This window comes from Actinoplanes couchii (assembly GCF_016862075.1).
GTDB lineage: Bacteria > Actinomycetota > Actinomycetes > Mycobacteriales > Micromonosporaceae > Actinoplanes > Actinoplanes couchii.
On sequence record NZ_BOMG01000100.1, the window covers coordinates 23097 to 48516 of the forward strand.

At 71.4% G+C, this 25420-nt stretch carries 24 protein-coding genes; 5 read left to right on the forward strand and 19 right to left on the reverse strand.

Features of this window, described 5'->3' with window-relative positions; genetic code table 11:
* Nucleotides 1–12 precede the first annotated feature (12 nt).
* Nucleotides 13–786 (forward strand): alpha/beta fold hydrolase, encoded by a 774-nt coding sequence (locus Aco03nite_RS40230; protein WP_203806049.1) that lies wholly within the window; start codon nucleotides 13–15, stop codon nucleotides 784–786.
* On the opposite strand, the gene Aco03nite_RS40235 is transcribed toward Aco03nite_RS40230, so the two are convergent.
* The 5 genes from Aco03nite_RS40235 to Aco03nite_RS40255 are packed head-to-tail and all read right to left on the reverse strand — an operon-like array spanning nucleotide 767 to nucleotide 7141.
* Complete coding sequence (locus tag Aco03nite_RS40235) at nucleotides 767–1414, reverse strand: LutC/YkgG family protein (RefSeq protein ID WP_203806051.1); 648 nt, start codon at nucleotides 1412–1414, stop codon at nucleotides 767–769. The genes Aco03nite_RS40230 and Aco03nite_RS40235 overlap by 20 nt on opposite strands.
* Nucleotides 1411–3000 (reverse strand): LutB/LldF family L-lactate oxidation iron-sulfur protein, encoded by a 1590-nt coding sequence (locus Aco03nite_RS40240; protein ID WP_239145840.1) that lies wholly within the window; start codon nucleotides 2998–3000, stop codon nucleotides 1411–1413. Before Aco03nite_RS40240 ends, Aco03nite_RS40235 begins: the two co-directional genes overlap by 4 nt.
* The gene (locus Aco03nite_RS40245) at nucleotides 2997–3731 is read right to left on the reverse strand and encodes a (Fe-S)-binding protein (RefSeq protein ID WP_203806053.1); all 735 of its coding nucleotides are present in this window, start codon (nucleotides 3729–3731) and stop codon (nucleotides 2997–2999) included. Before Aco03nite_RS40245 ends, Aco03nite_RS40240 begins: the two co-directional genes overlap by 4 nt.
* Before the next feature lie 3 nt (nucleotides 3732–3734).
* Nucleotides 3735–5114 (reverse strand): rhamnulokinase, encoded by a 1380-nt coding sequence (locus tag Aco03nite_RS40250; protein ID WP_203806055.1) that lies wholly within the window; start codon nucleotides 5112–5114, stop codon nucleotides 3735–3737.
* Nucleotides 5111–7141, reverse strand: a complete 2031-nt coding sequence (locus tag Aco03nite_RS40255; RefSeq protein ID WP_203806057.1) for a bifunctional aldolase/short-chain dehydrogenase — start codon at nucleotides 7139–7141, stop codon at nucleotides 5111–5113. Before Aco03nite_RS40255 ends, Aco03nite_RS40250 begins: the two co-directional genes overlap by 4 nt.
* A 136-nt stretch (nucleotides 7142–7277) precedes the next feature.
* Here Aco03nite_RS40255 and Aco03nite_RS40260 point away from each other — a divergent pair, with 136 nt between their 5' ends.
* Nucleotides 7278–8993 carry a GGDEF domain-containing protein gene (locus tag Aco03nite_RS40260; RefSeq protein WP_203806059.1) on the forward strand — a complete coding sequence of 572 codons (1716 nt, stop codon included), beginning with the start codon at nucleotides 7278–7280 and terminating at the stop codon, nucleotides 8991–8993.
* Here Aco03nite_RS40260 and Aco03nite_RS40265 read toward each other — a convergent pair.
* On the reverse strand, nucleotides 8964–9596 hold the full coding sequence (locus Aco03nite_RS40265; protein ID WP_203806061.1) for a TetR/AcrR family transcriptional regulator: 633 nt from the start codon (nucleotides 9594–9596) through the stop codon (nucleotides 8964–8966). The two genes, Aco03nite_RS40260 and Aco03nite_RS40265, sit on opposite strands and share 30 nt — an antisense overlap.
* Here Aco03nite_RS40265 and Aco03nite_RS40270 point away from each other — a divergent pair.
* Nucleotides 9588–10520 (forward strand): alpha/beta hydrolase, encoded by a 933-nt coding sequence (locus Aco03nite_RS40270; protein WP_239145841.1) that lies wholly within the window; start codon nucleotides 9588–9590, stop codon nucleotides 10518–10520. The genes Aco03nite_RS40265 and Aco03nite_RS40270 overlap by 9 nt on opposite strands.
* 162 nt (nucleotides 10521–10682) lie before the next feature.
* On the opposite strand, the gene Aco03nite_RS40275 is transcribed toward Aco03nite_RS40270, so the two are convergent.
* The 4 genes from Aco03nite_RS40275 to Aco03nite_RS40290 all read right to left on the reverse strand — a co-directional run bounded on the left by Aco03nite_RS40275 (nucleotide 10683) and on the right by Aco03nite_RS40290 (nucleotide 16428).
* The gene (locus tag Aco03nite_RS40275) at nucleotides 10683–11021 is read right to left on the reverse strand and encodes a hypothetical protein (protein ID WP_203806063.1); all 339 of its coding nucleotides are present in this window, start codon (nucleotides 11019–11021) and stop codon (nucleotides 10683–10685) included.
* A 637-nt stretch (nucleotides 11022–11658) separates the two neighbouring features.
* Complete coding sequence (locus Aco03nite_RS40280; protein ID WP_203806065.1) at nucleotides 11659–13401, reverse strand: ABC transporter ATP-binding protein; 1743 nt, start codon at nucleotides 13399–13401, stop codon at nucleotides 11659–11661.
* Nucleotides 13398–14963, reverse strand: a complete 1566-nt coding sequence (locus tag Aco03nite_RS40285; RefSeq protein ID WP_203806096.1) for an ABC transporter transmembrane domain-containing protein — start codon at nucleotides 14961–14963, stop codon at nucleotides 13398–13400. The genes Aco03nite_RS40280 and Aco03nite_RS40285 overlap by 4 nt, the downstream gene beginning before the upstream one ends.
* A gap of 109 nt (nucleotides 14964–15072) precedes the next feature.
* The gene (locus Aco03nite_RS40290; protein ID WP_203806067.1) at nucleotides 15073–16428 is read right to left on the reverse strand and encodes an MFS transporter; all 1356 of its coding nucleotides are present in this window, start codon (nucleotides 16426–16428) and stop codon (nucleotides 15073–15075) included.
* 86 nt (nucleotides 16429–16514) lie between these two features.
* On the opposite strand from Aco03nite_RS40290, the gene Aco03nite_RS40295 reads away from it, so the two are divergent.
* Nucleotides 16515–17522, forward strand: a complete 1008-nt coding sequence (locus Aco03nite_RS40295) for an Lrp/AsnC family transcriptional regulator (RefSeq protein ID WP_203806069.1) — start codon at nucleotides 16515–16517, stop codon at nucleotides 17520–17522.
* A 186-nt stretch (nucleotides 17523–17708) separates the two neighbouring features.
* On the opposite strand, the gene prfH is transcribed toward Aco03nite_RS40295, so the two are convergent.
* From prfH to Aco03nite_RS40310, 3 genes are all read right to left on the reverse strand, one after another.
* Nucleotides 17709–18317, reverse strand: a complete 609-nt coding sequence (gene prfH, locus Aco03nite_RS40300; protein ID WP_203806071.1) for a peptide chain release factor H — start codon at nucleotides 18315–18317, stop codon at nucleotides 17709–17711.
* A 109-nt stretch (nucleotides 18318–18426) separates the two neighbouring features.
* Nucleotides 18427–18636 carry a hypothetical protein gene (locus tag Aco03nite_RS40305; RefSeq protein ID WP_203806073.1) on the reverse strand — a complete coding sequence of 70 codons (210 nt, stop codon included), beginning with the start codon at nucleotides 18634–18636 and terminating at the stop codon, nucleotides 18427–18429.
* Nucleotides 18633–19724 (reverse strand): RNA ligase RtcB family protein, encoded by a 1092-nt coding sequence (locus tag Aco03nite_RS40310; RefSeq protein ID WP_203806075.1) that lies wholly within the window; start codon nucleotides 19722–19724, stop codon nucleotides 18633–18635. The genes Aco03nite_RS40305 and Aco03nite_RS40310 overlap by 4 nt, the downstream gene beginning before the upstream one ends.
* Before the next feature lie 276 nt (nucleotides 19725–20000).
* Between Aco03nite_RS40310 and Aco03nite_RS40315 the strand changes: the two genes are divergently transcribed.
* Nucleotides 20001–20882, forward strand: a complete 882-nt coding sequence (locus Aco03nite_RS40315) for a poly(ethylene terephthalate) hydrolase family protein (RefSeq protein WP_203806077.1) — start codon at nucleotides 20001–20003, stop codon at nucleotides 20880–20882.
* 49 nt (nucleotides 20883–20931) lie between these two features.
* Here Aco03nite_RS40315 and Aco03nite_RS40320 read toward each other — a convergent pair whose 3' ends face one another.
* Genes Aco03nite_RS40320 through bluB form a run of 6 tightly spaced genes read right to left on the reverse strand, consistent with a single transcriptional unit; the run spans nucleotide 20932 to nucleotide 25197 of the window.
* Nucleotides 20932–21417, reverse strand: a complete 486-nt coding sequence (locus Aco03nite_RS40320) for a hypothetical protein (RefSeq protein ID WP_203806079.1) — start codon at nucleotides 21415–21417, stop codon at nucleotides 20932–20934.
* Nucleotides 21414–23027 carry an alpha/beta hydrolase gene (locus Aco03nite_RS40325; protein WP_203806080.1) on the reverse strand — a complete coding sequence of 538 codons (1614 nt, stop codon included), beginning with the start codon at nucleotides 23025–23027 and terminating at the stop codon, nucleotides 21414–21416. Before Aco03nite_RS40325 ends, Aco03nite_RS40320 begins: the two co-directional genes overlap by 4 nt.
* Nucleotides 23024–23326, reverse strand: coding sequence for a hypothetical protein (locus Aco03nite_RS40330; RefSeq protein WP_203806082.1), 303 nt, complete (start codon nucleotides 23324–23326; stop codon nucleotides 23024–23026). Before Aco03nite_RS40330 ends, Aco03nite_RS40325 begins: the two co-directional genes overlap by 4 nt.
* 32 nt (nucleotides 23327–23358) lie before the next feature.
* Nucleotides 23359–23727, reverse strand: coding sequence for a hypothetical protein (locus tag Aco03nite_RS40335; protein WP_203806084.1), 369 nt, complete (start codon nucleotides 23725–23727; stop codon nucleotides 23359–23361).
* A gap of 10 nt (nucleotides 23728–23737) precedes the next feature.
* Entirely contained in the window at nucleotides 23738–24574 is an 837-nt protein-coding gene (locus tag Aco03nite_RS40340; RefSeq protein WP_203806086.1) for a DUF72 domain-containing protein, read from the reverse strand.
* Nucleotides 24574–25197: a 5,6-dimethylbenzimidazole synthase gene (gene bluB / locus Aco03nite_RS40345; RefSeq protein WP_203806098.1), complete on the reverse strand. Its 624-nt coding sequence runs from the start codon at nucleotides 25195–25197 to the stop codon at nucleotides 24574–24576. The genes Aco03nite_RS40340 and bluB overlap by 1 nt, the downstream gene beginning before the upstream one ends.
* Nucleotides 25198–25420 lie beyond the last annotated feature (223 nt).

Sequence of the window (25420 nt, forward strand, 5' to 3'; positions counted from 1 at the left end):
TAGGGTTCCGGTATGACCGAGAAGATGATCAAAGTAGGTAATGACACGCTGTGGGCGGACGACAGCGGTGACGGTCCGCCCCTGGTGCTGGTGCACCCGGGTGTGGGCGACTCACGGGTGTGGGATCCGATCCTGCCGGAGCTGCTGAGGAAGTACCGGGTGATCCGCTACGACGCCCGCGGTTTCGGGCGTTCCCCGGCGCCGACCGAGCGGTTCGTCCGGCTCGACGACCTGATCGCGGTGCTGGACCACTTCGGGGTGGACCGGGCTCCGGTGGTCGGCTGCAGCATGGGCGGGGACGCCGCGCTGGGCCTGACGATCACCCGGCCGGAGCGGGTGTCCGCGCTGGTGCTGCTCTGCCCGGGGATCTCCGGTTTCCCGGTGCCGGAGACCGACCCGGCGGTGCGCGACGCCTACGCCGCGGCGGAGAAGGAGGGGTTCGACGCGATCGTCGAGGTGTCGCTGAGCGTCTGGGCCCGGGCCGGGCGCACCCCGGAGGTGGTGGACCTGCTCCGGTCCGGGGTGCGCGGCTGGATGGCCGAGGAGGACTGGGAGCTGCCCAATCCGGAGGTGTTCGACCGGCTCGGTGAGATCGCCGTGCCGACGTCGCTGCTGGTCGGTGACTTGGACGTGGCCTGGATCGTGGACGCCGCCCGGCAGGCCGCGACCCGGATCCCGGGTGTCGAGTTCGTCGAGGTGCCGGGTGTCGATCACCTGCCGTCGGTGCGGGTTCCGGAGCGGGTGCTGGAGTTGATCGAGGCCACCGTCAAGCGCTCGGCAGGATGATGACGTGCAGGTGACGGGGGCCGTGCACACCTTCGACCCGGTTGAGTTCGATGTCGCTGGTGGCGGACGGCCCACTGATCCAGGTCAGCGGGCGGCCCGGGGTCAGCCGGGCGACGGCGTCCGGCACCGAGGCGACCACCTGTTCCGGCCGCAGCACGATGATGTGCACGTCCGGCAGCAGGGTGATGATCCGCCGCCCCTGGTCGGGTGAGGCGTCCAGCACGATGGTCCCGGTCTCCGCCACGGCGACGGCCGCGGCGGTGAGGACGGCAGCGGCCCCGGCGATGCGATCCGGCGCCAGGCCGTCGTCGGCCAGGGCACCCTCCGGGCGCCATTCTTCGAGCAGCCCTTTCGGTACGATCACCGCCCCGCTGTCTCCCGCCCCGCTGTCCCCCGCTCCGTTGGCTCCCGCCCCGCTGGCCCCCGCGATCATCCGCGCCGTCGCCGCGACGTCGGCCTCAGCGACCCGGTGCACCTCGGCCTTGTAGTCGACGAGCCGATCGATGAAAACGTCCAGATCGGCCGTGTTCGACCCGGCCGCCCGATAGTGACGCGGCACCGGTGGGGTCACCGGCGCATCGTTCAGCGCGGCCCGAACCCGGCCGAGGATCAGTTCCCGCGAGCTCATCGATCCTCTTTCAAGCCCTGAGCCGAGGCTGAGGGTGGGGGTGGGGGTGGGGGTGGGGGTGAAGGCGACGCCGAGGGCGAGGGTGGGGGTAAAGGCGACGCCGAGGGCAAGGTCGGGGGCGAGGGCGACGCCGGGGGTGACGGCGAGGGCGAGGGCGGGTGGGTTTCGGACCACCAGTCGCGGAAGGTTTGTTTGGGGAAATCGGGGAGGTCTCGGGAGGCGGTCCAGCCGGTCAGGGGTGGGGGCAAGGCTCGGCCGCGGCGGCCGGCGATGCGGGCTAGCTTGGCGGCTCGCTGGGCGGAGGCGTACAAGCGCGGGCGGTCCATGATCTTGGCGGCCGCGGACATGGCGGCGCGCTCGGCGGGCGGGTGTGGCACCTGGTCGCGGAGGTGCACCAGCAGCGCCGGGATATCGATCTTGACCGGGCAGGCGTCGAAGCAGGCCCCGCAGAGTGACGACGCGTACGGCAGCGAGGCGTTGTCGGCGACCCCGGTGAGCTGCGGTGACAGCACCGCTCCGATCGGGCCGGGGTACACCGAGCCGTAGGAGTGGCCGCCGGTCCGTTCGTAGACCGGGCACACGTTGAGGCAGGCCGAGCAGCGGATGCAGTGCAGCGCCGACCGCCCGACGGTGTCGGACAGGACCGCGGTGCGCCCGTTGTCGAGCAGCACCAGGTGGAAACTCTGCGGCCCGTCACCGGGCGTGACCCCGGTCCACATCGTGGTGTACGGGTTCATCCGCTCGCCGGTCGACGCCCGCGGCAGCAGTTGCAGGAAGACTTCCAGTTCACGCCAGGTGGGCAGCACCTTCTCGATGCCCATCACGGTGATCAGGGTGTCCGGCAGGGTGAGGCACATCCGCCCGTTGCCCTCGGACTCGACGACACCGAGCGTGCCGGTGTCGGCGATCGCGAAGTTGGCGCCGCTGACCGCGACGGTCGTGGACAGGAACGTCTCGCGCAGGTACCGGCGGGCGGCGGCGGCCAGCACCGCCGGGTCGTCGGTGAGTGCCGGGTCGACGCCGGGCATGGCGCGCAGGAAGATCTCCCGGATCTCGGAGCGGTTCCGGTGGATCGCCGGGACCAGGATGTGGCTCGGCTTGTCCTGGCCGAGCTGCACGATCAGCTCGGCCAGGTCGGTCTCGACCGGGGCGATGCCCGCCGCTTCCAGGGCTTCGTTGAGGCCGATCTCCTGGGTGGCCATCGACTTGACCTTGATGACGCGATCAGAACCGGTCTGCTTCACCAGGTCGGTGACGATCCGGTTGGCCTCGTCGGCGTCGGCGGCCCAGTGCACGACCCCACCGGCGGCGGTGACCGTCTCCTCGAGCTGTTCCAGCAGCTCGGGAAGCCGGGACATGACATCGGTCTTGATCGCCGAGCCGGCGTCCCGCAGCAGCTGCCAGTCGGGCAGCTCCGCGATCACCTTGCCCGATTTGCCACGAATAGTCGTCGTAGCATGTCGTAAATTTCGTCTCAACTGGTCATTTTTCAGCGCCGCTCGAGCGGCAACCGGAAACGACTCGTCGCCCCGCAGATGACCGACTCCCCGAGGAGCAGTGGCAGGCATGCCCAGAAATGTCGTCACGACAACTCCGTGGAGGCAAGGATCTCGGCCAGGTGAACCGTCCGAATTCCGGTCTTATTTCGCGACAAACCACCGTTTATATGCATCAGGCATGAGGTATCGCCCGCCGTGCACACCTCCGCGCCTGTCGCGACGACATTGGACATCTTGTCGGCAAGCATCGCCGCAGAAGTCTCAGCATTCTTGATCGAGAACGTGCCGCCGAACCCACAGCACTGCGCGGCGTCCGGCAACTCCACCAGGTCGATCCCGCGAACCTGACGGAGCAGACGCAACGGCTTGTCACCGACCCGCGTCATCCGCAGGCTGTGACAGGTCGGGTGGTAGGTGACCCGATGCGGGTAGTAAGCCCCCACATCCTCCACTTCGAGCACGTCGATCAGCAGCTCGGACAGCTCGTAGGTCCGCGCCGCGACGCTCTCCGACCGGGACGCGAGCCCGGCGTCACCGTACTTCGCCGCCACCATGCCGTGCTGATGACGGATCGACCCGGCGCACGACCCGGACGGGACCACGATCACGTCGTACCGATCAAAAGTGGTCGCAAATCTCTTGACGAGCGGAAGCGCGTCCTTCTGGTATCCGGTGTTGATGTGCATCTGCCCGCAGCACGTCTGCTCGGCCGGGAAGACCACCTCGTGCCCGAGCCGCTCCAGCAGCCGCACGGTGGCCTTGGCCGCCTCCGGGAAGAGCGTGTCGGCCAGGCAGGTGGCGAAGAACGCGATCCGCATCGGTCATCCCCCCACTCGTGCCGCGGCGGCGTCCCACGCCCCGATCGTGGCGGCCGGCTGGTAACGGACGATCCGCTGGGTCTGGCGGACCAGGGCCCGCATCGCGTCCAGCCCGCCCTCGACGACCCCGGCGGCACGCGCCTGCACGAGCAGGTTGCCGATCGCGGTCGCCTCGACCGGCCCGGCCAGCACCGGCAGCCCGCAGGCGTCCGCGGTCAACTGGCAGAGCAGCTCGTTCAGCGCTCCCCCACCGACCAGGTGCACCACGCCGACCGCACGCCCGGCTAGCTCGCCGGCCTGCCGGACGGCCCGCCGGTGGGCGAGCGCCAGACTGTCCAGGATGCAGCGGACGACGGTGGCCCGGTCGGCGTCACCGGGCAGCCCCGCGGTTTTCCGGAGGCGGTCTTCCATGTCGCCGGGCGGCATGAACACCGGATCGTCCAGGTCGACGACGTGTGCCAGCGCCGGTTTCGCGGCCGCCTCGGCCAGCAGTGCCGGCAGATCGGGCGAATCCCATTCGCGCAGGCACTCCTGCAGCGGCCACAGGCCCATGACGTTGCGCAGGTAGCGGATCGTCGAGTCGACACCGCCCTCGTTGGTGAAGTTGGCGGCCCGCGACTGTTCACTGAGCACCGGAGCGTCCAGTTCCAGACCGACCAGGGACCAGGTGCCACAGCTGATGTAGGCGAAATCGGTCCCGTCGGCGGGCACGGCCACGACCGCGCTGGCCGTGTCGTGCGAGCCGACCGCGACCACCGGGGTGCCCTCGAACAGCCCGATCCGGTCCCCCGGGTGCCGCACCGGGGGCAGCAGCGTGGATCGCAGGCCCAATTCGGAGATCAACGGCCAGGACCATTCGCGGGTACGCACGTCGAGCAGCCCCGTGGTCGACGCGTTGGTGTACTCGGCGCCGATCTCCCCGGTCAGCCAGTAGGCCAGCAGGTCGGGGATCATCAGCAGCCGGTGCGCCGCCGTGTACTGGGCCGTCGGCTCGGCCGCGAGCAGCTGGTACACCGTGTTGAACGGCAGTTTCTGCAGCCCGCAGATGCCGTAGATGTCCCGCACCCGGTCGGCGATCCCGTCGGTGCGGGAGTCCCGGTAGTGCACCGGGTTGCCGAGCAGCGCGCCGTCGGCGTCGATCAGCCCGTAGTCGACGGCCCACGAGTCGATGCCGATGCTGCGCACCGGACCGGCCTTGCGCAGCCCGTCGAGCACTCCGCGGTAGAGCGACAGGATGTCCCAGTGCAGAGTCCCGTTGACGCGAACCGGCTCGTTGGCGAAGCGGTGGACCACTTCCAGTTCGAGGTGGCCGTCTTCAAAGCGGCCGACCACGACGCGCCCCGAGGACGCGCCGAGGTCGACAGCTGCGAAAGCGTCGCTCATCGCAGGAACGCCGCGGCGACACCCGCGTCCACCGGGACGTGCAGGCCGGTGGTGTGGGTCAGGTCGCCGCCGGTGATGGCGAAGACCGCGTTGGCGATGTGCTCCGGCAGCACCTCACGCTTGAGCAGGGTGCGCTGCGCGTAGAACTCGCCGAGTTTCTCCTCCGGCACCCCGTAGACGGCGGCCCGGTCGGCGCCCCAGCCCCCGGCGAAGATGCCGGAACCCCGTACGACGCCATCGGGGTTGATGCCGTTGACCCGGATGCCGTGCGGGCCCAGCTCGGCCGCCAGCAGCCGGACCTGGTGCGCCTGGTCCGCCTTGGCCGCGCCGTACGCCACGTTGTTGGGTCCGGCGAAGATCGAGTTCTTGCTGGAGATGTAGATGATGTCGCCGCCCATGCCCTGCGCGATCAGCACCCGCGCGGTCTCCCGGGACACCAGGAACGAGCCCTTCGCCATCACGTCGTGCTGCAGGTCCCAGTCGCGGGCGGTGGTGTCCAGCAGCGACTTCGACAGCGACAGACCGGCGTTGTTGACGACCAGATCGACACCACCGAAAGCCAGGACCCCCTGTCGTACGGCGTCAGCGACCGCGTCCTCGTCGGTCACGTCCAGGCTGACCGCGACCGCCACGTCGGGGCCACCGATCTCGGCGGCCACCCGTCCGGCGGCCTCGGTGTCCCGGTCGCTGACCACGACACACGCGCCCTCGGCGGCCAGTCGCAGCGCGATCGCCCGGCCGATGCCCGAGCCCGCGCCGGTGACCAGGGCGATCCGGGTGGCCAGGGCCTTCGGCTTCGGCATCCGCTGGAGCTTGGCCTCCTCCAGGGCCCAGTACTCGATCCGGAACTTCTCCGCCTCGTCGATCGGGGCGTACCGGGAGATCGCCTCGGCGCCGCGCATCACGTTGATCGCGTTGACGTAGAACTCGCCGGCCACCCGGGCGGTCTGCTTGTTCGCGCCGAACGAGAACATGCCGACGCCCGGGACCAGCACGATCGCCGGGTCGGCGCCGCGGATCGCGGGGCTGTCCGCGGTGGCGTGCCGCTCGTAGTAACCGCGGTAGTCCTCGCGGTACGCCTCGTGCAGCTCCGTCAGACGGGCGACCACCTCGTCCAGGGGCGCGTCCGGTGCGGTGTCCAGGACGAGCGGCTTGACCTTCGTACGCAGGAAATGATCAGGGCACGAAGTGCCGAGTGCGCCCAGCTCGCCGACCCGCTCGCTGCCCGCGAACTCCAGGACCACGTCGCTGTCGGTGTAGTGGCCGACCTGGGCGCGGTCGGTGGAGGCGAGCCCGCGGATCACCGGGAACAGTGCGGCGGCGCGCTCTTTTCTCTCCTGGCCTGCCAGCGTCTCGACGATCCTGGGTCCGAACGGCTCGCTCCGGCCGTTCTCCGCGATGTAGGCCGCCGCCCGGTTGATGATCTCGTTGGAGTTGGCCTCGCACTCCTCGCTGGTCGCGCCCCACGCGGTGATCCCGTGACCGCCCAGGATCACGCCGATGGCCTGCGGGTTCGCCCGGTACGCGGCGGAGATGTCCAGGCCGAGCTGGAATCCGGGACGCCGCCACTCCACCCAGAGCACCCGGTCGCCGAAGATCTCCTTGGTCAGCGCGGGGCCGTCGGCGGAGGTGGCGATCGCGATGCCGGAGTCCGGGTGCAGGTGGTCCACGTGCGGGGCGTCGACCAGGCCGTGCATCGCGGTGTCGATGCTGGGGGCCGCGCCGCCCTTGCCGTGCAGGCAGTAGTCGAACGCGGCGACCATCTCGTCCTCGCGGTCCAGCCCCGGGTAGACGCCGGTCAGGGCGCGCAGCCGGTCGAGGCGCAGGACGGCCAGGCCCTTCTCCGTGAGTGTGCCGAGATCGCCGCCGGAGCCCTTGACCCACACCAGGTCGACCGCCTCGCCGGTGACCGGGTCGGTGTCGGTGCCCTTGGCGGAGGTGTTGCCGCCGGCGTAGTTGGTGGTCTTCGGGTCCGCGCCGAGGCGGTTGGAGCGGCCGATCAGATCGGTGACTACGGGGTTGGTCATGAGTCCGCTTCCCTGTCGGGGGTGAAACGTTTCAGAGTTACGGGTAGATTACGGGCGCTCTTTCCCCCGGTCAAGGGCGATCTCTCAAGGCGGCCGACGGGCTGCCGATTCAGCAGACGTGCAGACCATGTTCCCGGTGACGCCCCTGGCGCGAGCGGCGATCGTCGCTCAACTCGAGGAACTCGAGCTGCTGATCGCCCGCGACTTCCAGACCGTCTCCGCCCCCGCCGCCGTCCTCGAACTCCAGGCCCGCGAACACGGCTGGGCCGACCTCGTCTGGCGCACCCAGCTGATCATCGCCGACGTCGCCGGACGCCGCGGCGACATCGCCGAGCAGGGCCGGGTCGCCCGGCGTGCCAACATGTGGGCCGAAGAACACGGCGACGACGTCCTGCTGGCCCGCAGCCACCGGCAACTCGCGGTGGTGTTCCGGCGGCTCGGCGACTACGCGCAGGCCCTCGTGCACGCGGTCGCCGGACTCCAGCACGCCGGCCCGCTGCCCGCCCGGCTCCGGTGCAGTCAGCTGATCACCCTGGCCATCGCCCTCGACCTGAACGGCCGCTTCGACGACGCCCGCCGCCGGTTCACCGAGGCGATGCGGATAGCCGACGACAACGACGACGCCCACCAGGCGCTGACCATCCTCAACAACATGGCGTTCACCGCGTACGAGAACGAAGAGGTCGACGAGGCGAACACGCTGGCCCGGCAGATGCGCACCCTCTCCGGCACCAGCGGCATCCCGCTCGACGGGCTCTACCTGGACACCCTGGCCCGGATCCTGATGATGCAACGGCGCTGGGCCGAAGCCGAGGCGATCCTCCGGCCGATCCTCGACGACCCGTCCGGGCCGCTGCTCAGCGAAGGCGACAGCCTGCCCGAATGCCTGCTGACACTGACCGAGATCTACGCCGCCCAGGGCCGGCACGCGCTCGTCGGCGAAACCCTGGACACCGCCGGGCGGCTCTGCGCCGAACGCGGGCTCGGCTCGCACGCCGCGCGGGTGCACCGGGCGCGGGCCGAGTGGTACGCGACGGCCGGCGACTACCGGGAGGCGTACCAGGAGTACCAGATCTACCACGAGCGCACCGAGGCACTGCACTCCGCGGAACGGGAGGCCCGGGCGTACGCCATGCAGGCCCTGTTCGAGGCGACCGAGGCGCGCCAGGCGTCCGACCGGTTCCAGGAGATGGCCGAACGGGACGCTCTCACCGGGCTCTTCAACCGCCGCTACCTGGACGAGAAGCTGGCCGCGACACTGGCGGCGGCCCGGCGTACCGGCGAATCCACGGCCCTGGCGATCATCGACCTTGACCATTTCAAACGTATCAACGACACGCTGTCGCATGCGGCTGGGGACGAGGTGCTCCGCGAGATCGGGGTCCTGTTGCGCTCCTTCGCCGCCACCTCGCCCGCCGCCGCCCCGTCCACCGCTGCCTCGCTCTCCGCCGCCGCGTTCGACGCCGCCTCGTCCGCCGCTGACTCGTTGGATACCGCCGCGTTCGACGCCGCCTCGTTTGCCACCGTCGCGTTCGACACCGCCGCGTTTGCCGCCGCCGCGGAAATCCCGGCTCGCCTCGGCGGTGAGGAGTTCGTCCTGCTGCTGCCCGGTGCCGATGCGGCGGCCGCGCATGCCCGCGGGGAACAGTTGGCGGAGCTGATCCGGTCCCGCGACTGGAGCCCGGTCACCGGCGGCCTGCCGGTGACGGCGAGCATCGGCATCGCCGCGTGCGAGGCCGGCGAACTGTCCCCGAGCGTGTTGCTGGGGCAGGCCGACGAGTGGCTCTACAAGGCCAAACGCAACGGGCGGGACCAGGTCCGGTCAGTTCTGCACAGTTCCTGCGCCACCTAGGGACTTCGCTCCTACGCCGCTCTCTCCTGCGCCGTTCACTCCTACGCTGCCCTCTCCGGCGACGCCTTCTCCTGCGACGCCTTCTCCTATGCCGCCTTCTCCGGCGCCGCCCACTCCTATGCCGCTCAGGAACTCCTCGAAGGCGCGATCGACGCGGGCCACGTCGCCGGTCGACTCGACGTCCATGATCAGGCCACGGATCACCGCGAGCACCAGGGTGCCCAGCTCAGGACGGCCGATGGTGCCCAGGCCCTGCTCCAGCGGCTGCAGCCAGTCGACGGTGGCCTCCCGGCGAAAACCCGGCCACAGCTTCTGCTCGGCGTCGTCGCGGAGCTTGCCGAACATGCTCAGGTACGGTCGCCCGGCCTCACCGGTCATCATCCGCCACGCGGTGCGCAGCGTGGTCAGATAGGGCTCGCCCGGGCGGGCGGCCAGCAGCTCCCCGAACAGGTCACGTTGCCGCCGCCGGGCCCGGATCAGGGTCTCCCGCAGCAGCCCGTCCCGGGTCCGGAAGTGGTAGATCAGCATCCGGGTGGACACGCCGGCCGCCGTCGCGAGCGGCTCCAGCCGATCCGGCAGCCCGTTCGCCAGCGCATGATCCACGCAGGCGTCCAGGATCCGGTCGCGAATCTCGGGCTGTTTGTGCCGTCCCATGGCGGAACTTTTTCACGTAACTGGCGGTACGTCTATCGTTGGTCTTCCTGGCCCGTAGCCATTCTTTCCTTCGTCAGAGGAGCTGAACTCATGCGTGTTGTCTTCGTTCACGGGGCCTGCGTTCGCGACGGCTCGTGGTGGTGGCACCCGACCGCGGCCATACTCGCCGAGCGCGGCATCATCAGCGTCGCCCCGGCCCTGCCGAGCTGCGGCGAGGGCGGTCTCTCCTCGGACGGCCTTTCCTCGGACCGCCTTTCCTCGGGTGGCCTTTCGTCCAGCGATCTTTCGTCCGGCGGCCTTTCGTCCGGCGGCCTTTCGTCGGCCGATCTTTACCAGGACGTCGCAGCGGTCCGGGCCGTCCTCGAAGCGAGTGACGAGCCGACGGTGATCGTCGGGCACAGTTACGGCGGCATCGTCGCCGCCGAGGCCGCAGTCGGCGCGCAATCGGTCCGGCACATGGTGTTCGTGTCCAGCTACCTGCCGTTGCCAGGCGAATCGCTGTCCACGTTCGGTGCCCCCGAACCCCCGCCGTTCCTGGACTTCGACCCCGAGGGAGGCACATTCGGCGGAGTCCCCGAACTGTTCGCCGAGACGTTCGTCCAGGACTGCCCACCGGAGATCATCAAGGCTGCGCTAGAACGCCTGACCAGGCAGAACATCGCGGTCCTCCAGCAGCCGGTGCAAGCCGCGGCCTGGCCCGACCGACCCAACACGTATGTGGTCTGCACCGAGGACAACGGCACTCCGGCAACGGCCCAGCGAGAGTTCGCCCGCCGAGCCGACAAGGTGCTGGAACTGAAGTCCGGCCACCACCCGTTCCTGTCCCAGCCAGAGGCCGTCGCCGACATCATCACAGCCATCGCCAACCGCTGACGAGGTCACCGCCCCTCCGACGCCCACCCCTCTCGGACCTTCTACTCCCGCCTGTCCCGGGCCTTCTACTTACGCCAGTCCCGGGCCGTCTGTTCCCAACCCGTCCTGGACCTCCCACTCCCGCCAACCCCGGGCTTTCTGCTCCCGCCCGTCCTGGGCCTCCTACTTCCGCAGGTCCCGGGCGTTCTGTTCCCGCCCGTCCCGAGCCGGAGCCGCTCGGGACGGGTCGCCGGGTATGTGGCCCCACGCCAACCGCCGCCTGATCGCCTCCCCGATCCAGATCAGATCGCTGACCGGCCCGGCCCGGACGAAATGGCCGGTCCGGAGCAACCGATCCGTATCCGAGGTCACCGACGCCTCCAGCGATTCATCATCGGGGGCGGTCAGGTCGGCGAGAAGCTCCGCGACCTCGGCGACCAGCAGGGACGGCTCGCCGAGCAGGGCACGCAAGGTGGGCAGGACCAGATCCGGATCTCCGGTGGCCGCCGCCGCCGCACGCACTGCCGGATCGGGATCGTCCAGCGACGGAGGCCGCTCGGCAGAAACCGCCCGCCGAACAGGTTCAAGCAGCTCACCGTCGGTATGCCGCGGATCAGCAACCATCCCCAACAGCCAGACCAACCCGGCACGATCGTCCCCGGCCCGATCGATCCCAGCCTCGACGGACCCGGCCCCGGACCCGGACCTGGCCCGATCGATCTCAGCCTCGACGGGCCCGGCCCCGGACCCCGCACCGGACCCGGCCCCAGGCCCGAACCCGGCCTCACGCCCGGAGCCGGAACCGGCAAAACCAGGCATCGACCCGCCGCTGGAACGGGCGCGTTCAGCGAGAGCCGGAATGGCGGCGAGAGTTTCCGGGAGGAGGGTGCCCTGCGGGAAAATCAGGTCAGTGATCGTATAGAGGTCGGCCGCGCGGAAGTCGACCATATCGAGGTCGGCCGAGGGAGAACCGGCCGCGTCAAGGTCGGCCGAGGGACAACCGGCCGTGCCGAGGTCGGCCGAAGGAAAACCGGCTTTTGTCCAGCGCGGCCGCACAAAAGCCGGCCGCGCTGAGATCAGCTGCGGGAGAGCCGGCCGCGTCGAGGTCAGGCGTGGGAGGGACGGACGCGGGAGGGACGGGCGTGTGGGGTGGGTGCATCTAGCGGCCCCCAGCCGACGTCGACGGCAGGTTCTCGCCGCCGTGCCAGGAGGTCCACAAGGCCGAGTACGGGCCGTCGGCCGCGACCAGTTCGTCGTGGGTGCCGAGTTCGATCACGCGGCCTCCGTCCATCACCGCCACCCGGTCGGCGTCGTGGGCGGTCTGCAGGCGGTGTGCGATCGCGATGACCGTGCGGTCGTGCAGGACGGCGGCCAGGGAGCGCTCGGCGGCGCGGGCCGCGGTCGGGTCGAGCAGGGCGGTGGCCTCGTCGAGGATGACCGTGTGCGGGTCGGCGAGGACCACCCGGGCCAGGGCCAGCTGCTGGGCCTGGGCGCCGTCGAGCGGATTCTCGCCCAGGTCGCGGTCGAGGTCGTCGGCCCAGTCGGCGCCGACGGTGCGCAGTGCCTCGGTCAGGCGCTCGTCGGGGGCGTCGGCCATCAGGTTCTCCCGCAGCGTCTCCCGGAAGACGTGGTGCTCCTGGGTGACCAGGACGACGTGCCGGCGCAGCTCGTGCGGTGGCAGGTCGGCGATCGGGACGCCGCCGACGGTGACGGTGCCGGCGGTGGGGCGTTCGACGCCGGCGATCAGGCGGCCGAGGGTGGATTTGCCGGCGCCGGAGAGGCCGACGACGGCGAGCCGTTCGCCGGGACGGACGGTCAGGTCGACGTCGTGGAGGACATCACGGCCCTGGTCGTACGCGTAACGCACGGCCCGCACCTCGATCCGCTCGGTCTCCGGCATCCGGTCGGCGAACGGTGGCGGGGCGGGCACGGCGGCGATCCCCTCGACCCGGGCGAAGGCGGCCCCGGCGCTCTGCAGCTGGTCGAGGTAGATCAGCACGCTGTCGATCGGGCCGACGAGCTGGCGCAGGTAGAGCACGGCGGCGGCGACGGTGCCGATGCTGACCCGGCCGTCGAAGTAGAGCAGCCCGCCGAGGAGCAGGACGAGCACGGCGGGGAGCGCGTACGACGTCTCGGCCGCCGGGAAGAAGACGCTGCGCAGCCGCAGGGTGGCGAGCCGGGTGCGCCGGGTCTCGGTGAGGGCTTCCTGCCCGGCGGCGAGCCGGTGCCCGGCGAGCCCGAACGCCTCGATGGTGCGGGCGCCGGAGGTGGTGGCGGCGAGTTCGTCGGCGAGCCGCGAGTTGGCCTCGCCCTCGAGCAGGTAGGCGGCCCCGGCCCGGCGCAGGTACCACCGGGTGACGAACCAGATGCCGGTGAACCCGACGAAGCCGACCAGACCGAGGACCGGGTCGAGGACGAGCACCGCGATGATCAGGAAGGCGCCCTGGACGACGGCGACGAAGATGGTCGGCAGGACGTCGCGCAGCGCGGTGGCGATCGAGTCGACGTCGGTGCTGCCGCGGGCGGCGAGGTCACCGGCCGGGACGCGTTCGATCACGGCGGCGGGCAGGTTGACGGCCCGTTCCAGGAACGTCTCCCGGATCCGGGCGGCGGTGCGCTCGCCGAACCGGTAGGCCACCGCGAGCGCCCACCGCGACAGCAGCAGCTGGACGACCGCGCAGCCCAGCACGGCGAGGGCGAGCCGGTCGACGTGCCCGTGGCCACCACCGGCGGCGACGGTGTCGATGACCCGACCGAGCAGCCAGGGGCCGCCGAGCCCGGCGAGCGCGGCCAGCGAGCTGAGGGTGAGCATGCCGGCGACGACCCGGCGGTCGGCGGCGACCAGGGCGGCGGCGGCCCGGCCGACCCGGCGCTGGTCGGCGATCGGGAGTGTGGCGGTCATCGGGTCACCAGCGCCCGGTAGCCCGCTTCGGTGGCGAGCAGCTCGCGGTGGGTGCCGGAGGCGGCGACCCGGCCGTCGACCAGCCAGTGCACGGTGTCGGCGCGGTCCAGCAGCACCGGTGAGGTGGTGGCCAGGACGGTGCCGCGGCCGGCGCGGGCGGTGCTGAGCCGGTCGGCGATGGCGGCTTCGGTGTGCGCGTCGACGGCCGATGTCGGTTCCGGGGCGAGCAGCATCTCCGGGTCGGCGTAGACGGCGCGGGCCAGCCGGACCCGTTGCCGCTGCCCGCCGGAGAGGTTGCGGCCGCCCCAGGTGACCGGGCGGTCCAGGTCGTCGCCGACGTCGTGGGCGACCGCGGTGGCCAGGGCCCGGCGGATCCGGTCGTCGTCGGGGTCGAGGCGGCCGGCGACGATCTCGCGCAGGGTGCCGGCGAACAGGTCGGCCTCGTGGTCGGAGACCAGGACCCGGTCCCGGATCTCGGTGGTGTCGATGCCGTCGAGCGGGCGGCCGGCCCAGGTGGCGGTGGTCGGGCCGTAGGCGCCCAGCCGGTCGAGGACCTCGGCGGCGTCGGCGGGCCGGGAGCCGGCCAGGGCGGTGAACCGGCCCGGCTCGGCGCACACTCCGGACACCGGGTCGTGCAGGACGGACGGGCCGGGTGGTGCGGGTTCCCCGGCCGGGTCGTCGACGGGCAGCCGCAGGAACTCGGTCAGCCGCCGGGCCGCCACCACACCGTGCGTGACGTCGAACCCGACGAAGATCAGCACGTTCACCGGGATGACGACCATGGCGGTGTAGCCGTACACCGCGACCAGCTCTCCGGGGGTGAGCTGCCCGTCCACCGCCATCCGGGCGGCCAGCCAGATGACGACGCCGATGAAGACGGCCGGCAGGCCCTCGCCGAGGGCGCCGATCCAGCTGGATGGGCCGCCGACCCGGTAGCCCTGGTCCCGCAGCGCGGTCGACTCGCGCCGGTAGCGGTCCAGGTGGACCTCCTTGCCGCCGAGCCCGTTGAGGATGCGCAGGCCGCCGATCACGTCGAGCAGCCGCCCGTTCACCGTGCCCTGCCGCTCGCGGTAGCGGGAGCCGGCCCGCTGGGTGCGGCGCAGCAGCGGGCCGACGATCAGCACCAGCGCCGGCACCCCGATCATGATCACCGCGGCGAGCAGCCCGGAGATGCCGGCCAGGGTGATCGCGATGATCGTGCAGGCGACCACCGACGCCACCCCGACCCCGCCGGCGTTCATCGACCGGCTGATGGTCCACACGTCGGAGATGCCGATGGTGACCACCTCACCGGCGGTGACCCGCCGGGGCAGGGCCGCGCCGAGCCGGGTGGCGTGGGTCATCACCAGGTCGGCGGTGATCAGCGCGGCGGCGATCCGCAGTTTTGTCATGCTGCGGTGCCGCATGATGCCGAGCCAGGCGCTGCCGGCCCCGACGGCCAGGACCACGCCGGCCCAGGCGAAGAGCACGGCGGGCCGGTGCGGCACCAGGCCGCGGTCGATGGCCTGCGAGATGAGGTACGGCGTGAGGGCCATGCTGGCGAACCAGAGCGACCCGAACATCGCGCCGAGCGCCACCCGCCCTTTCACTCGCCGGGCCAGCCACCACAGGTATCTCACGGGTCCGCGCGCATCCACAACCGACATGCTGCCGCACCGGTACCCGCAGATGTCACCCGATTTTCACCGGTTCTCCCACCCGCCGGCGCACCGCGACCACCACGATGATCGCCGCGACCAGCGCGAACCCGCCGGCCAGGACGGTGGCGTCGCTCAGCCCGTCGGCATACGTTTTCTGCTGCTGGAAGAACGTGCCGTAGATCGCCACACCGAAGGCGAATCCGAGCTGCCGGAACGTGTTCAGCGCCCCGCCGGCCATGCCGCTGCGTTCCCGGGGGACCTCGGCCAGCACCGCCGACGACAGCACCGGCATCACCACGCCCGAGCCCAGCCCGACCAGGATCAGTCCCGGGATCAGGGCGAACGCGCTGTCGCTGACGATCGTCTGGGCGAACGCCCCGGCCCCGATCAGCGCCAGCCCGCCGCCGATCGCGATCCGCGGGTTCACGCCCTGCAAGTGCCGCCCGGCGAACACGCCGACCAGCAGGGCCGCGCCGCTCAGCGGCAGCGCCCCGATCAGCCCGGCGTCGACCGGGCCGTAGCCGAGCACCTGCTGCAGCCAGGTGGTGGTGTAGGGCAGGTAGGCGAAGGCGGCCGCCTGGCACAGGAACGCCGCCACGATCATCCCGGCGAACGGGGCCTGCCGGAACAGTCCCAGATCCAGCATCGGATGGCTGGACCGGTGCTCGACCAGCACGAACAGCGCGATCCCGGCGAGTCCGGCGGCGAGCGGGCCGAGCACGGTGAGGCTGGTCCAGCCGTCCTCGACGGCACGGATCAGGCCGTAGGTGATCGCGGTCGCGGCCAGGGTGAACGTGACCGTGCCGGGGATGTCGAAACGGCCGGCCCGTGCGGCGCGGGACTCGGTGACCGTACGCAGGGTGAACCAGACCGCGGCCACGCAGACCGGGAGGTTGACCAGGAAGATCCAGCGCCAGCCGAAATGCTCGGTGAGCAGGCCGCCGGCCAGCGGTCCGGCCGCGGTGGCGGCGCCGCTGACCGCGCCCCAGACGCCGAACGCGACGCCGCGGTCCGGGCCCTGATAGGTGACGTTGAGGATGGCCACCGTGGTCGCGAACATCGCGGCGCCGCCGACCCCCTGCAGCACACGGGCCGCGACCAGGGCGTTCGTGGTCGGCGCCAGCGCGCAGACCAACGAGGACAGAGCGAAGACCACCAGCCCGGCGACGTACGTGATCCGGCGCCCGTACCGGTCCGCGAGCGCGCCCGCACCCAGCAGCAGGGCTGCCAGCGCCAGGGCGTAGCCGTCCAGGACCCAGGCCAGATCGTGCGGCCCGGCCTCCAGGTGACCGGCGATGCTGGGCAGGGCGACGATCACGATGGTGACGTCGACGAGCAGCAGGAAGGTGCCGAGACAGACGGCAATCAGGGGTAACCACTTACGCATGCGCCGAAGAATGCCGCCCGGACCGCGAAGACGCCGACGTTTTCCGGCCATCCTTGCGGATCTCGACATCAAGATACGCTCGGCCGGTGGAATTCGACACGCTGGATCAGCAGATCGTGCACGCGCTGCGGGTCGACGGCCGGGCCGGTTACCGGGAGATCGGCGCGGCCCTCGGCGTCTCCGACCAGACGATCGCCCGTCGTTACCGCAAACTGCGGGAGACCGCCGGCGTACGCGTGATCGGCCTGCCGAATCCGATCCGGCTCGGCTACGAGACCTGGATGCTGCGGCTGCACACCGGCCCGGACATGGCGATGACCCTGGCCCGGGCGCTGGCCCGGCGCTCCGACACCAGCTGGGTGTCGCTCTCCTCCGGCGGCACCGAGGTCGCCTGCAACGTGCGGGTTCCGGCGCACGCCGACCGGGAGTCGCTGCTGCTGGAGAAGCTGCCGCGCACACCCCGGCTGGTGTCGGTGAGCGCGCACTGCCTGATCCACCACTTCGTGGGTGGCGTGGTCGGCCCGGACCGGCACGACGACTCGCTGACCCGGGCCCAGATCGAGCTGCTCACCCCGGCCGGGCCACCGCCGCCGTACTCGCACGTCGGCCCGGTGCCGGCCACCTCCGCCGCCGGGCCGCCGGTCCGATTGTCCGGCGAGGACGACGCGCTGCTGGAGGCGCTGGCCCGGGACGGCCGGACCGGGTATGCCGAGCTGTCGACGGCGACCGGCTGGCCGGAGTCGACGGTCCGCCGCCGGATGCGGGAGCTGCGCGGCAGCGGCGCGTTGTACTACGACGTCGAGCTGAAGTCGTTCATGTTCGGCTTCCTCGCCCCGGTCCAGTTGTGGCTGACCGTCGCGCCGGCGCATCTGGCCGCGGTCGGGCAGGCGCTGACCGAGCACGAGGAGGTGGTCTTCGCGGCCGCCACGACCGGTGCGACCAATCTGGTGGCGATCGTGGTGTGCCGGGACATGCCCGCCTTCTACCGGTACCTGACCGAGCGGGTCAGCGGCCTGGACGGGGTGGACCGGGTCGAGTCGGCGCCGCTGCTGCGACACGTCAAACAACTCGGCTCGGTGACCGGCATGTTATGAACCGATGCCGGGCGTGAACATCCCGTTACGGTTTCCCGGAAACAGCAACGGATCACCGGGCCCACCCGTCCATGATCTGTGAAGGGCCGTACGCCGGCCCCGGGCACGGATGTAGCGGCGGCACCGGTTCGGGCCGTCGCCGAGGTGGGCGGGGACGCGGTTCGCTTCCCCGCCCACTGCACCGTCTCAGGGGCGCTCGGTCCGGGTCGGGTTGCCGCGGACCAGGTCGTCGTGGATGCGCCAGCGGGCCGTCTCCGCCGCCTTCCCGGCCGCCGCGTCGCCGGACTGCAGGCGGTCGCGGATCAGGCGCAGGGCGATGCTCCGGTTCAGGCTGAACTGGCGCTCGGTGTCGACCACCACCACCGTCCCGGTCGGGCGGTGGGTGGCCCGGACCGCGGTGCTGGCCTTGTTGCGGTGCTGGCCACCGGGCCCGCCGGTCCGGCACGGCACGATGTCGACGTCGCGTTCGTCGAACACCGTGCGCACCTCGCCGAGGTCGCAGGGCTGGGCGGTGACGTACCAGTTCTTCCGGCCGGGACCGGTCCGGTAGGGGCTCGGCGCCTGCCAGCACAGCGTCCCGGTCCAGGTGGCGGCGAACTCGTCCGCCGTCGCGCCGGTGATCTCCAGCAGCACCGACCGGAACGTGCCGGGCCGGTCCCCGGCGACCGTCTCCAGTCGCCGGGTCGTCACGTCGTGCCGGGCCGCGTCGGACTCCAGGCGGCGGGCCAGCCGGGCCAGCGCCCACGAACACTCCTCCGGCCCGCGACCGGCGGACATCATCAGGTGCACGGTCATCGTCGCTCCTCCCGGCGGCCCGGTGGACGGACCGGAACCGGCCTCTGATCCCGGACCACCAGCGCCGGGCGGCGACGGGGCAGGAACCCGACCACACACGGCCGGCGGCTCACCGGCGACCACCCCGGCGGGCCTTCCAGTGGCTGACCCGGTGCCGGCGGGCGGACGCCGGCGTGAAACGCGCCGACCGCCACGACGACCGCTCGCCACGGCGGGACCGCAGCCGGTGCAGGCGGCTGATCGCCTGCTCGTCGAGCACGGCCAGGACCAGCCGGGACACCGGCGGACGGTAGACGACCTGCGGCGGGAACGGGATCATCGGCGGCCTCCCCGGCGGGACGGGACGTCGGCGGTCTTGTAGGTGACCATGGGCAGGGTGCTGACGATCGGGGTGGCCAGCCGGTGACCGACCAGGTCGCCGATCACCTGCTCGATGCGCTTGTAGGCGGTCGGCGCCTCCTCGAACAGGAGCTGACGGTCGCCGCACACGACCAGCGAGCCCACCGCCGTACGCCGCAATTCTTCGACCGTGTGTTTGGCCTTTCCGCGGCGCAGAGCGTCGGCCCGGGACATCTTGCGGCCCGCGCCGTGCGCGACGGAGCGGCCGGCCTCGTCCGGGGAGTGCCCGGCGACCAGGAAGGAGTGGGTGCCGCGGGTGCCGGCGATCAGCACGTCGTGCCCGTCGCCGGGTGCGGCGCCCTTGCGGTGCAGGTAGGCGCCGTCGCGGACCTCGACCGCGTTGTGGCAGACGTCGGTGACCGGGTCGCCCAGCTCGGCGCCGAGCGCGCCGGCCACCCGCTCGGCCATCAGCCGCCGGTTCAGGTGGCCCCAGCGGACCGCCTCGTCGTGCGCGGCCAGGTAGGCCGGCGGATCGGCGGCCGGGCCCGCGCCGTGCACCGAGGTGTGTGCGCGCAGGATCCGCTCGCCGAGGCCGCGGGAGCCGCTGTGCACGATCAGGACCAGGTCGCCGGCGGTGAGCCCGAGGCGGTCGGCGTGGCCGGCGTCGAGCACCTCGTCGACCTTGGCGAGCTCGACGAAGTGGTTGCCGCGCCCGACGGTGCCGAGCTGGTCGAGGTAACCGGCCGGGACGTCGAGACCGTCCAGCTCGGACGGATCGACCGGCTGGTCCAGGTCGGGGAAGCGGGCGGCGAGCCGCTCCGGGACGGCCTTGCGGATCCGGATCGGGAAGACGGCGATGCCGCAGCCGATGTCGGAGCCGACCAGGAACGGGTAGAGGGTGGTGGAGAGCATGGCGGCGCCGATCGGGGCGCCCTTGCCGGGGTGCAGGTCGGGCATCCCGGCGACGTGGATCATGCCGTCCAGGGCGGCCACCTGGTGGCACTGGTCGACGGCGTCGGTCTCGATCCAGCTGCCGGGCGCGGCGAAGATCGTGACGGTGGCGGACATGGCGGAGCGCTGCTGAGACAAAATCAGCTCTTCTTCCGAAAGATCGCATGACGGAGGGCACGCCGGGCGGGATCCGCGGGCGAGTGTTCTGGGGGAGTCACCTCAGTACGTCATGGCGACCACCCTGGCCGACTCCCCGGCGGGCCGCAACCGATTAACGGGCGTGACATACCGCCGGGACAGGGGCCCGGCCGGGATTACCCAGTCTTGTTACCGGCGGGTTAACTAATCGACATCAGTGAATACCCGGAGCCCCACCACCACCAGGGAGTTCCCATGCCCGTTCCCACCCGTCGACGGAAAGCATCGCTACTGACCGTGGTCTGCGCCGCGGCAGCCGCCGTTCTGGCGACCCCGGCCACCCCGGCCGTCGCCGCCAACCCCTACGAGCGCGGCCCGGCACCCACCAACGCCAGCATCGAGGCGTCCCGCGGCACGTTCGCCGTCGCCTCGGTCACCGTGGCCCGGTCCAGCGTCTCCACGTTCGGCGGCGGCACCATCTACTACCCGACCGACACCAGCGCCGGCACGTTCGGCGCGATCGCCATCTCCCCCGGCTTCACCGCGTCCCAGTCCAGCATCGCCTGGCTCGGCCCCCGCCTCGCCTCCCAGGGCTTCGTGGTGATCACCATCGACACCAGGAGCACCCTCGACCAGCCGGACAGCCGCGGCACCCAGCTGCTCGGCGCCCTCGACTACCTGACCGGGACCAGCTCGGTGCGCACCCGCATCGACGCCGCCCGCCTCGGCGTGATGGGCCACTCGATGGGTGGCGGCGGCAGCCTCGCCGCGGCCCGCACCCGCCCGGCCCTGCAGGCGGCGGTCCCGCTGACCCCCTGGCACGGCACCAAGAGCTGGTCCACGGTGCGGGTGCCCACGATGATCATCGGCGCGGAGAACGACACGGTCGCGCCGGTGGCCTCGCACGCCGAACCGTTCTACACCAGCCTGACCGCCGCGCCGGAGAAGGCGTACCTGGAGGTCAACAACGCCACCCACTCGGCGCCGACCGAGGGCGGCAACGTGACTGTCGCGAAGTACGCGCTGAGCTGGGTGAAGCGCTTCATCGACGACGACACCCGGTACGACCAGTTCCTGTGCCCGGCGCCGTCCGGAACGACCATCGAGGAGTACCGGGCGACCTGCCCGCACACCTGATCCACCACACCGAGACGGGGTCCGGCAGTCGCCGCCGGGCCCCGTCCACCTATTTCCCGGGAACCCGGTAACAGGGGGACGAGACCATCAGGCTCACCGCTCTCCCCTCCCCGGTGGCGAGCAGCACGTCGAACTCGTCGCCGAACCCGGCCTGGAACTCCCCACCGCCGGACGGGAACGACCGCTCGCTCCGCAGCGTCCAGCCGCTGTCCACCAGCGAGCCCTTCACCTTGGCCATGACAGCCGCATGCTCCGCGGCGGGGATCAGCATCTGGTAGATCCCCTGGATGTAGTAGATCTCGTCGATGTCGGACGACTCCCCGAAACGTCCGTCACAGGGCGACACGCCGGCGTAGCTCCGACTGAACTCCGCCGCACCGGCCGCCGCACGGACCACGTCGGCCTGCTGGTTCACCCGCTGCCTGGCCTCTTCCTGGCTCATCTCCCGCATGTCCTCCCCCTCCCCGGAGCAGCCTGTCACCAGGCACAGCGTCAGGCTGAGCCCGCCGGCAACCGTCCACAATGTCCGGATCATGTCGTTGGCGCCTTCCCGTGTTCCAAACCGACCTCCTCGTACCGACCGAGGATGATCTTGACCTGGTTGTTCAAGCTCTGGGAGTCCCGCTCCCAGTAGGCGCTGTGTCCCTCGGTGTCCACCACGAACCGGTTCGCTCCGAAGTCGGCGTCACTCGGCTCGTTGCCATGGATGAACGGGATGCTGCCGGCGAACCCGGCGATGTGGTCACCGTCCGCCTGCCCCGCCCAGACGTGCCGGGGGTCGATACCGAGATCAGCGGCCTCGTCGGTGTGCATCCCCGGGCTGCCCGCGGCGATGATGTCGTCCACCGCCAGGCCGTTCCCGTCGAGGGCCGCCTCCGCGACCACCGTCGATCCGTAACTGTGGCCGATCACCGAGAGATGTGACTGGTCCGAGGTGTGGGTGGCGCGCAGGCCGTCGGTGAACCGGTCGAGAGCGGCCCCTCCGCCCTCGGACCGTTCGTAGCCGACCGCGCTGGCGTTGAGCTCCGGGGCGTCGTATCCCAGCCACATGATCGCCGCGACCGTGCCGGGTGTCTCGCTGCGGCTCTCCGCGAGCTGATGGATGTTGACGACCCGATTCATGTCGTTGCTGACGTCGCCCAGGTCGGTGCCGACTCCGGGCACCCACACCGCCGTGTGCCGGGCCGTGTCCGGGTTGCCGACCGACATCACCACCTTGCCGTCCCCGGCGCCGTCGATCCCGAGCAGCATCCCGTCCGCGCCCAGCTCGGCCAGCTTGCGCTCCACCTTGCCGAGGTCCCCGGACTCGGCCCGGATCGTGTCCAGCCGGTCGAGCAGCCCGGACAACTCGGGGCTGACGGACGGCCCGAACAGGCGTCCGCGCAGCTCCTCGCGTACCCGCGCGATCTCCGCCTCGACCATCGCCTGCTGCGCGGCGAGCGCGTTCTGCAGCCGCCCGAGCTGGATCCGGTTGGCCAGGTCCCGGTCGGTGGCGGGCACCCCGTCGAGCCACCCGACCACGTCCGGCATCTCCCGGATGGCCTGCTCCTGCTGCTGCGGGGTGAGCGCCTCCCACCACGTGCGGACGTCGGCGGGCGGCCGGCCCCGCTGCGCCTCGACGGTTCCCCGGGTCACCCCGGGCAGCACCGACCGCCCGAACCCGGTGCCCGCCGCGGGCAGGTTCGCCCGGATCGCGGTGGTGGTCGACTCGTCCAGGGCCCGCGCGCGTTCCACCACCGCCCCGAGGTCGGCGACGATGCCGTCCGAGTCCGCGGCGGTGGGCGGAACCCGGACGGCTCCGGTGGCGACGTCGACGATCAGGCCGGCCCGGCGGGCGGCGGCGACGATCTCCTCGGCGGTCTGCCGCAGCTCGCTGACGGCGTGGGCGTGCCGGTCGAGCGCGTCGAAGATCCGCCGGGCCGGGTTGCAGCTGTTGCTGACCTCGGCGCGCAGCCGGGTGGCGGTCGCTTCTGCGGCCTGCGCGCCGTCGCCGACCGGCCAGCCGAACGCCAGGTCGCGGGTGCCGCGGATGAACTCCTCGGCGCTGTCGTCGATGCGGTCGGCCAGGCCGCGCCAGCCGGACGCCATCGCGTGCCACGGCCCGGGGTCGGCGTTGAGCAGCTGCTGCAGGGTGACGGCGCTCATCGCGGGATCCGGTGGATGTCGCGGGCCGCCTCGTCGTCGGTGGCCCCGATCAGCCGGCCGGCCGACTCCACCTCGCCGCCGAAGAGCCGGACCGCCTCGGCCAGGCCGGTCAGGTGGCCGTCCCAGGCGACGGCCGCGTCCCGGACGGCGGCGGTCGCGTCCCAGCCCCGCTGATCGCCGAGGGCCAGGTTGCCGCGGGACGCGGTGCGGGCGTCACCGAGGGTGGCCGCGGCGGTCCCGACAGCGGTGGCGACGTCCGCCAGGAACCGGACGTCGGCCGAGAACTGTGGCTGCGTCATGCACGGCAGTACACCGCGCGGGGCCGCCCGGTTCAGTCGATGAGCCACCGGTGCAGAGCGGACCCGTACGGCGAGAAGATCAGCAGGGTCAGCAGCGCCCAGACCAGCATCCAGCGCCGGCTGCGGGGCCGGAACAGGGCCAGCACGAAACCGATCAGCGGCAGGAACCACACGTAGATCACGAACGCGGCGGGCAGCCCGACGACCCACAGCATCGGGCCGGACGGCAGCGAGTCCTTCGGGTCGCCGAGCCGGTCCAGCCCGGGATCGAACAGCGCGCCCCAGTCACCGGTCGCGAGGACCGCGCAGAGCAGGCTCCCGAACTGCCCGACCAGATAGACGGCCACCAGCACCCCGTGCAGCCACGTCCGCCAGGCCGGCGCTTGATCCACTCGTGTCACGGCCCGCAACCTACCAAAGCGTCGCAGGCCCCTCCGGTTCCAGAGCCTGCGGTACGGGCAGCGGCTCCAGCTCCGGCACCAGCGCCCGTACCTCGTCGTGGAAGCGCCGGCACAGCTCCGGGGCGTCGGCGTTGTCCGGGGTGTGCACGAAGAACGTCGGCGTCCGGCCCTCCCGCAGCCAGCCGGCGACGATCGGCACCCAGCGCTGCCATCCCTCGATCGTCCGGGCCGGGTCGTCGCGCCCCAGGTAGCGGATGATCGGGCGGTCGGTGAGGGCGGCGGTGCGCAGCGGCATGCGCGGTTTCTTCAGCCACGCCTCCCGTTCACCGTCACTGGTCGGCGGCGTCCGGAAGAACGCGGTGGTGTCGAACGGAACCCACTCCGCCCGGGATTCGGCGAGTCGCGCCGACAGTTCCCGCGGATCGTGGAAGAAGGCCGGATCGCGCACTTCCACGGCGTACCGGAAATCGGTCGGCAGGCCCCGCAGGAACCGCGAGAGAATCGGCAGATCGCCGGGTCCGAAGGATCCCGGTAATTGGATCCACAGGGCATGCACCCGATCACCGAGCGGTTCGATCACCCGATAAAATTCGGACAACACTTCAACGTCGGACAATTGTCGTACGTGGGTGGCCTCGCGTGGCAGCTTCAGCACGAACCGGAAGTCCGGTGACGTCTGATCCGCCCAGCTCCGGACGGTGTCGAGGGCCGGCGTCGCATAGAAGGTGGTGTTCCCCTCCACCGCGTCGCACCATCCGGAATACGAGCGCAGCCGATCCGACGAACCGATGAAACGGCCCTGCCACGATTTCAGGCTCCACATCGCACAGCCGACGTGCAGCCGCATCACGCACCCCACCGATCGTCGTGGACGGCCGCGCTCAACGGGCGCCGCCGCCGCCATCCGTGCCGTTCCAGATCCGGCACCTCCGCCAGGTGGCTGACCGGGCCGAGACACAGCCAGGCCACCGGGCGGATGCCGGCCGGAATGCCGAGCAGCCCGGACAGGAACTCCTCCCGGTAGAACGACACCCAGCCCACTCCGAAACCCTCGGCGGTCGCGGCCAGCCACAGGTTCTGCACGGCCAGGCACACCGAATAGAGGCCGGCGTCCGCGATGGCGTGCCGGCCCAGAATCGACGGGCCGCCACGTGCCGGGTCGTAGGTGACCACGATCGACAGGCTCGACTCCCGCACGCCGTCGATTTTGATCCGGTCGAACCGGGCCTTCTCCTCGCCGGTCAGGGTGGCCGCGAAGACGTCCCGTTCGGTGTGCACGTGGTGGTGGAAGTCCTCTTTGATCCGCGGCGAACGGATCACCACGAAATCCCACGGCTGGGAGAGGCCGACGCTGGGGGCGGCGTGGGCGGCGGTCAGAATCCGGTCGAGCACGGCGGGATCGACCGGGGCTCCGGTGAACTCGGCGCGGACGTCGCGGCGCCGGAAAATCACCTCGTACAGGTCCCGGATCACCGATCGAACGCTACCAGCGGGCCGTTCTCCGGTTCCTTCGCGCCCGACCACTTCCGGTCAGCCCTCGCCTTGACCCATGCTTTCCTACCGCCTTGCTATTTCCGCCGCCTTCCCACCCTCCCGCCCGGTCAGCCGCGGACGGTTCCCGTCGACGTCAGCCGCGGACGGTTCCCGTCGACGTCAGCCGCGGACGGTTCCCGTCGACGTCAGCGGCGGACGG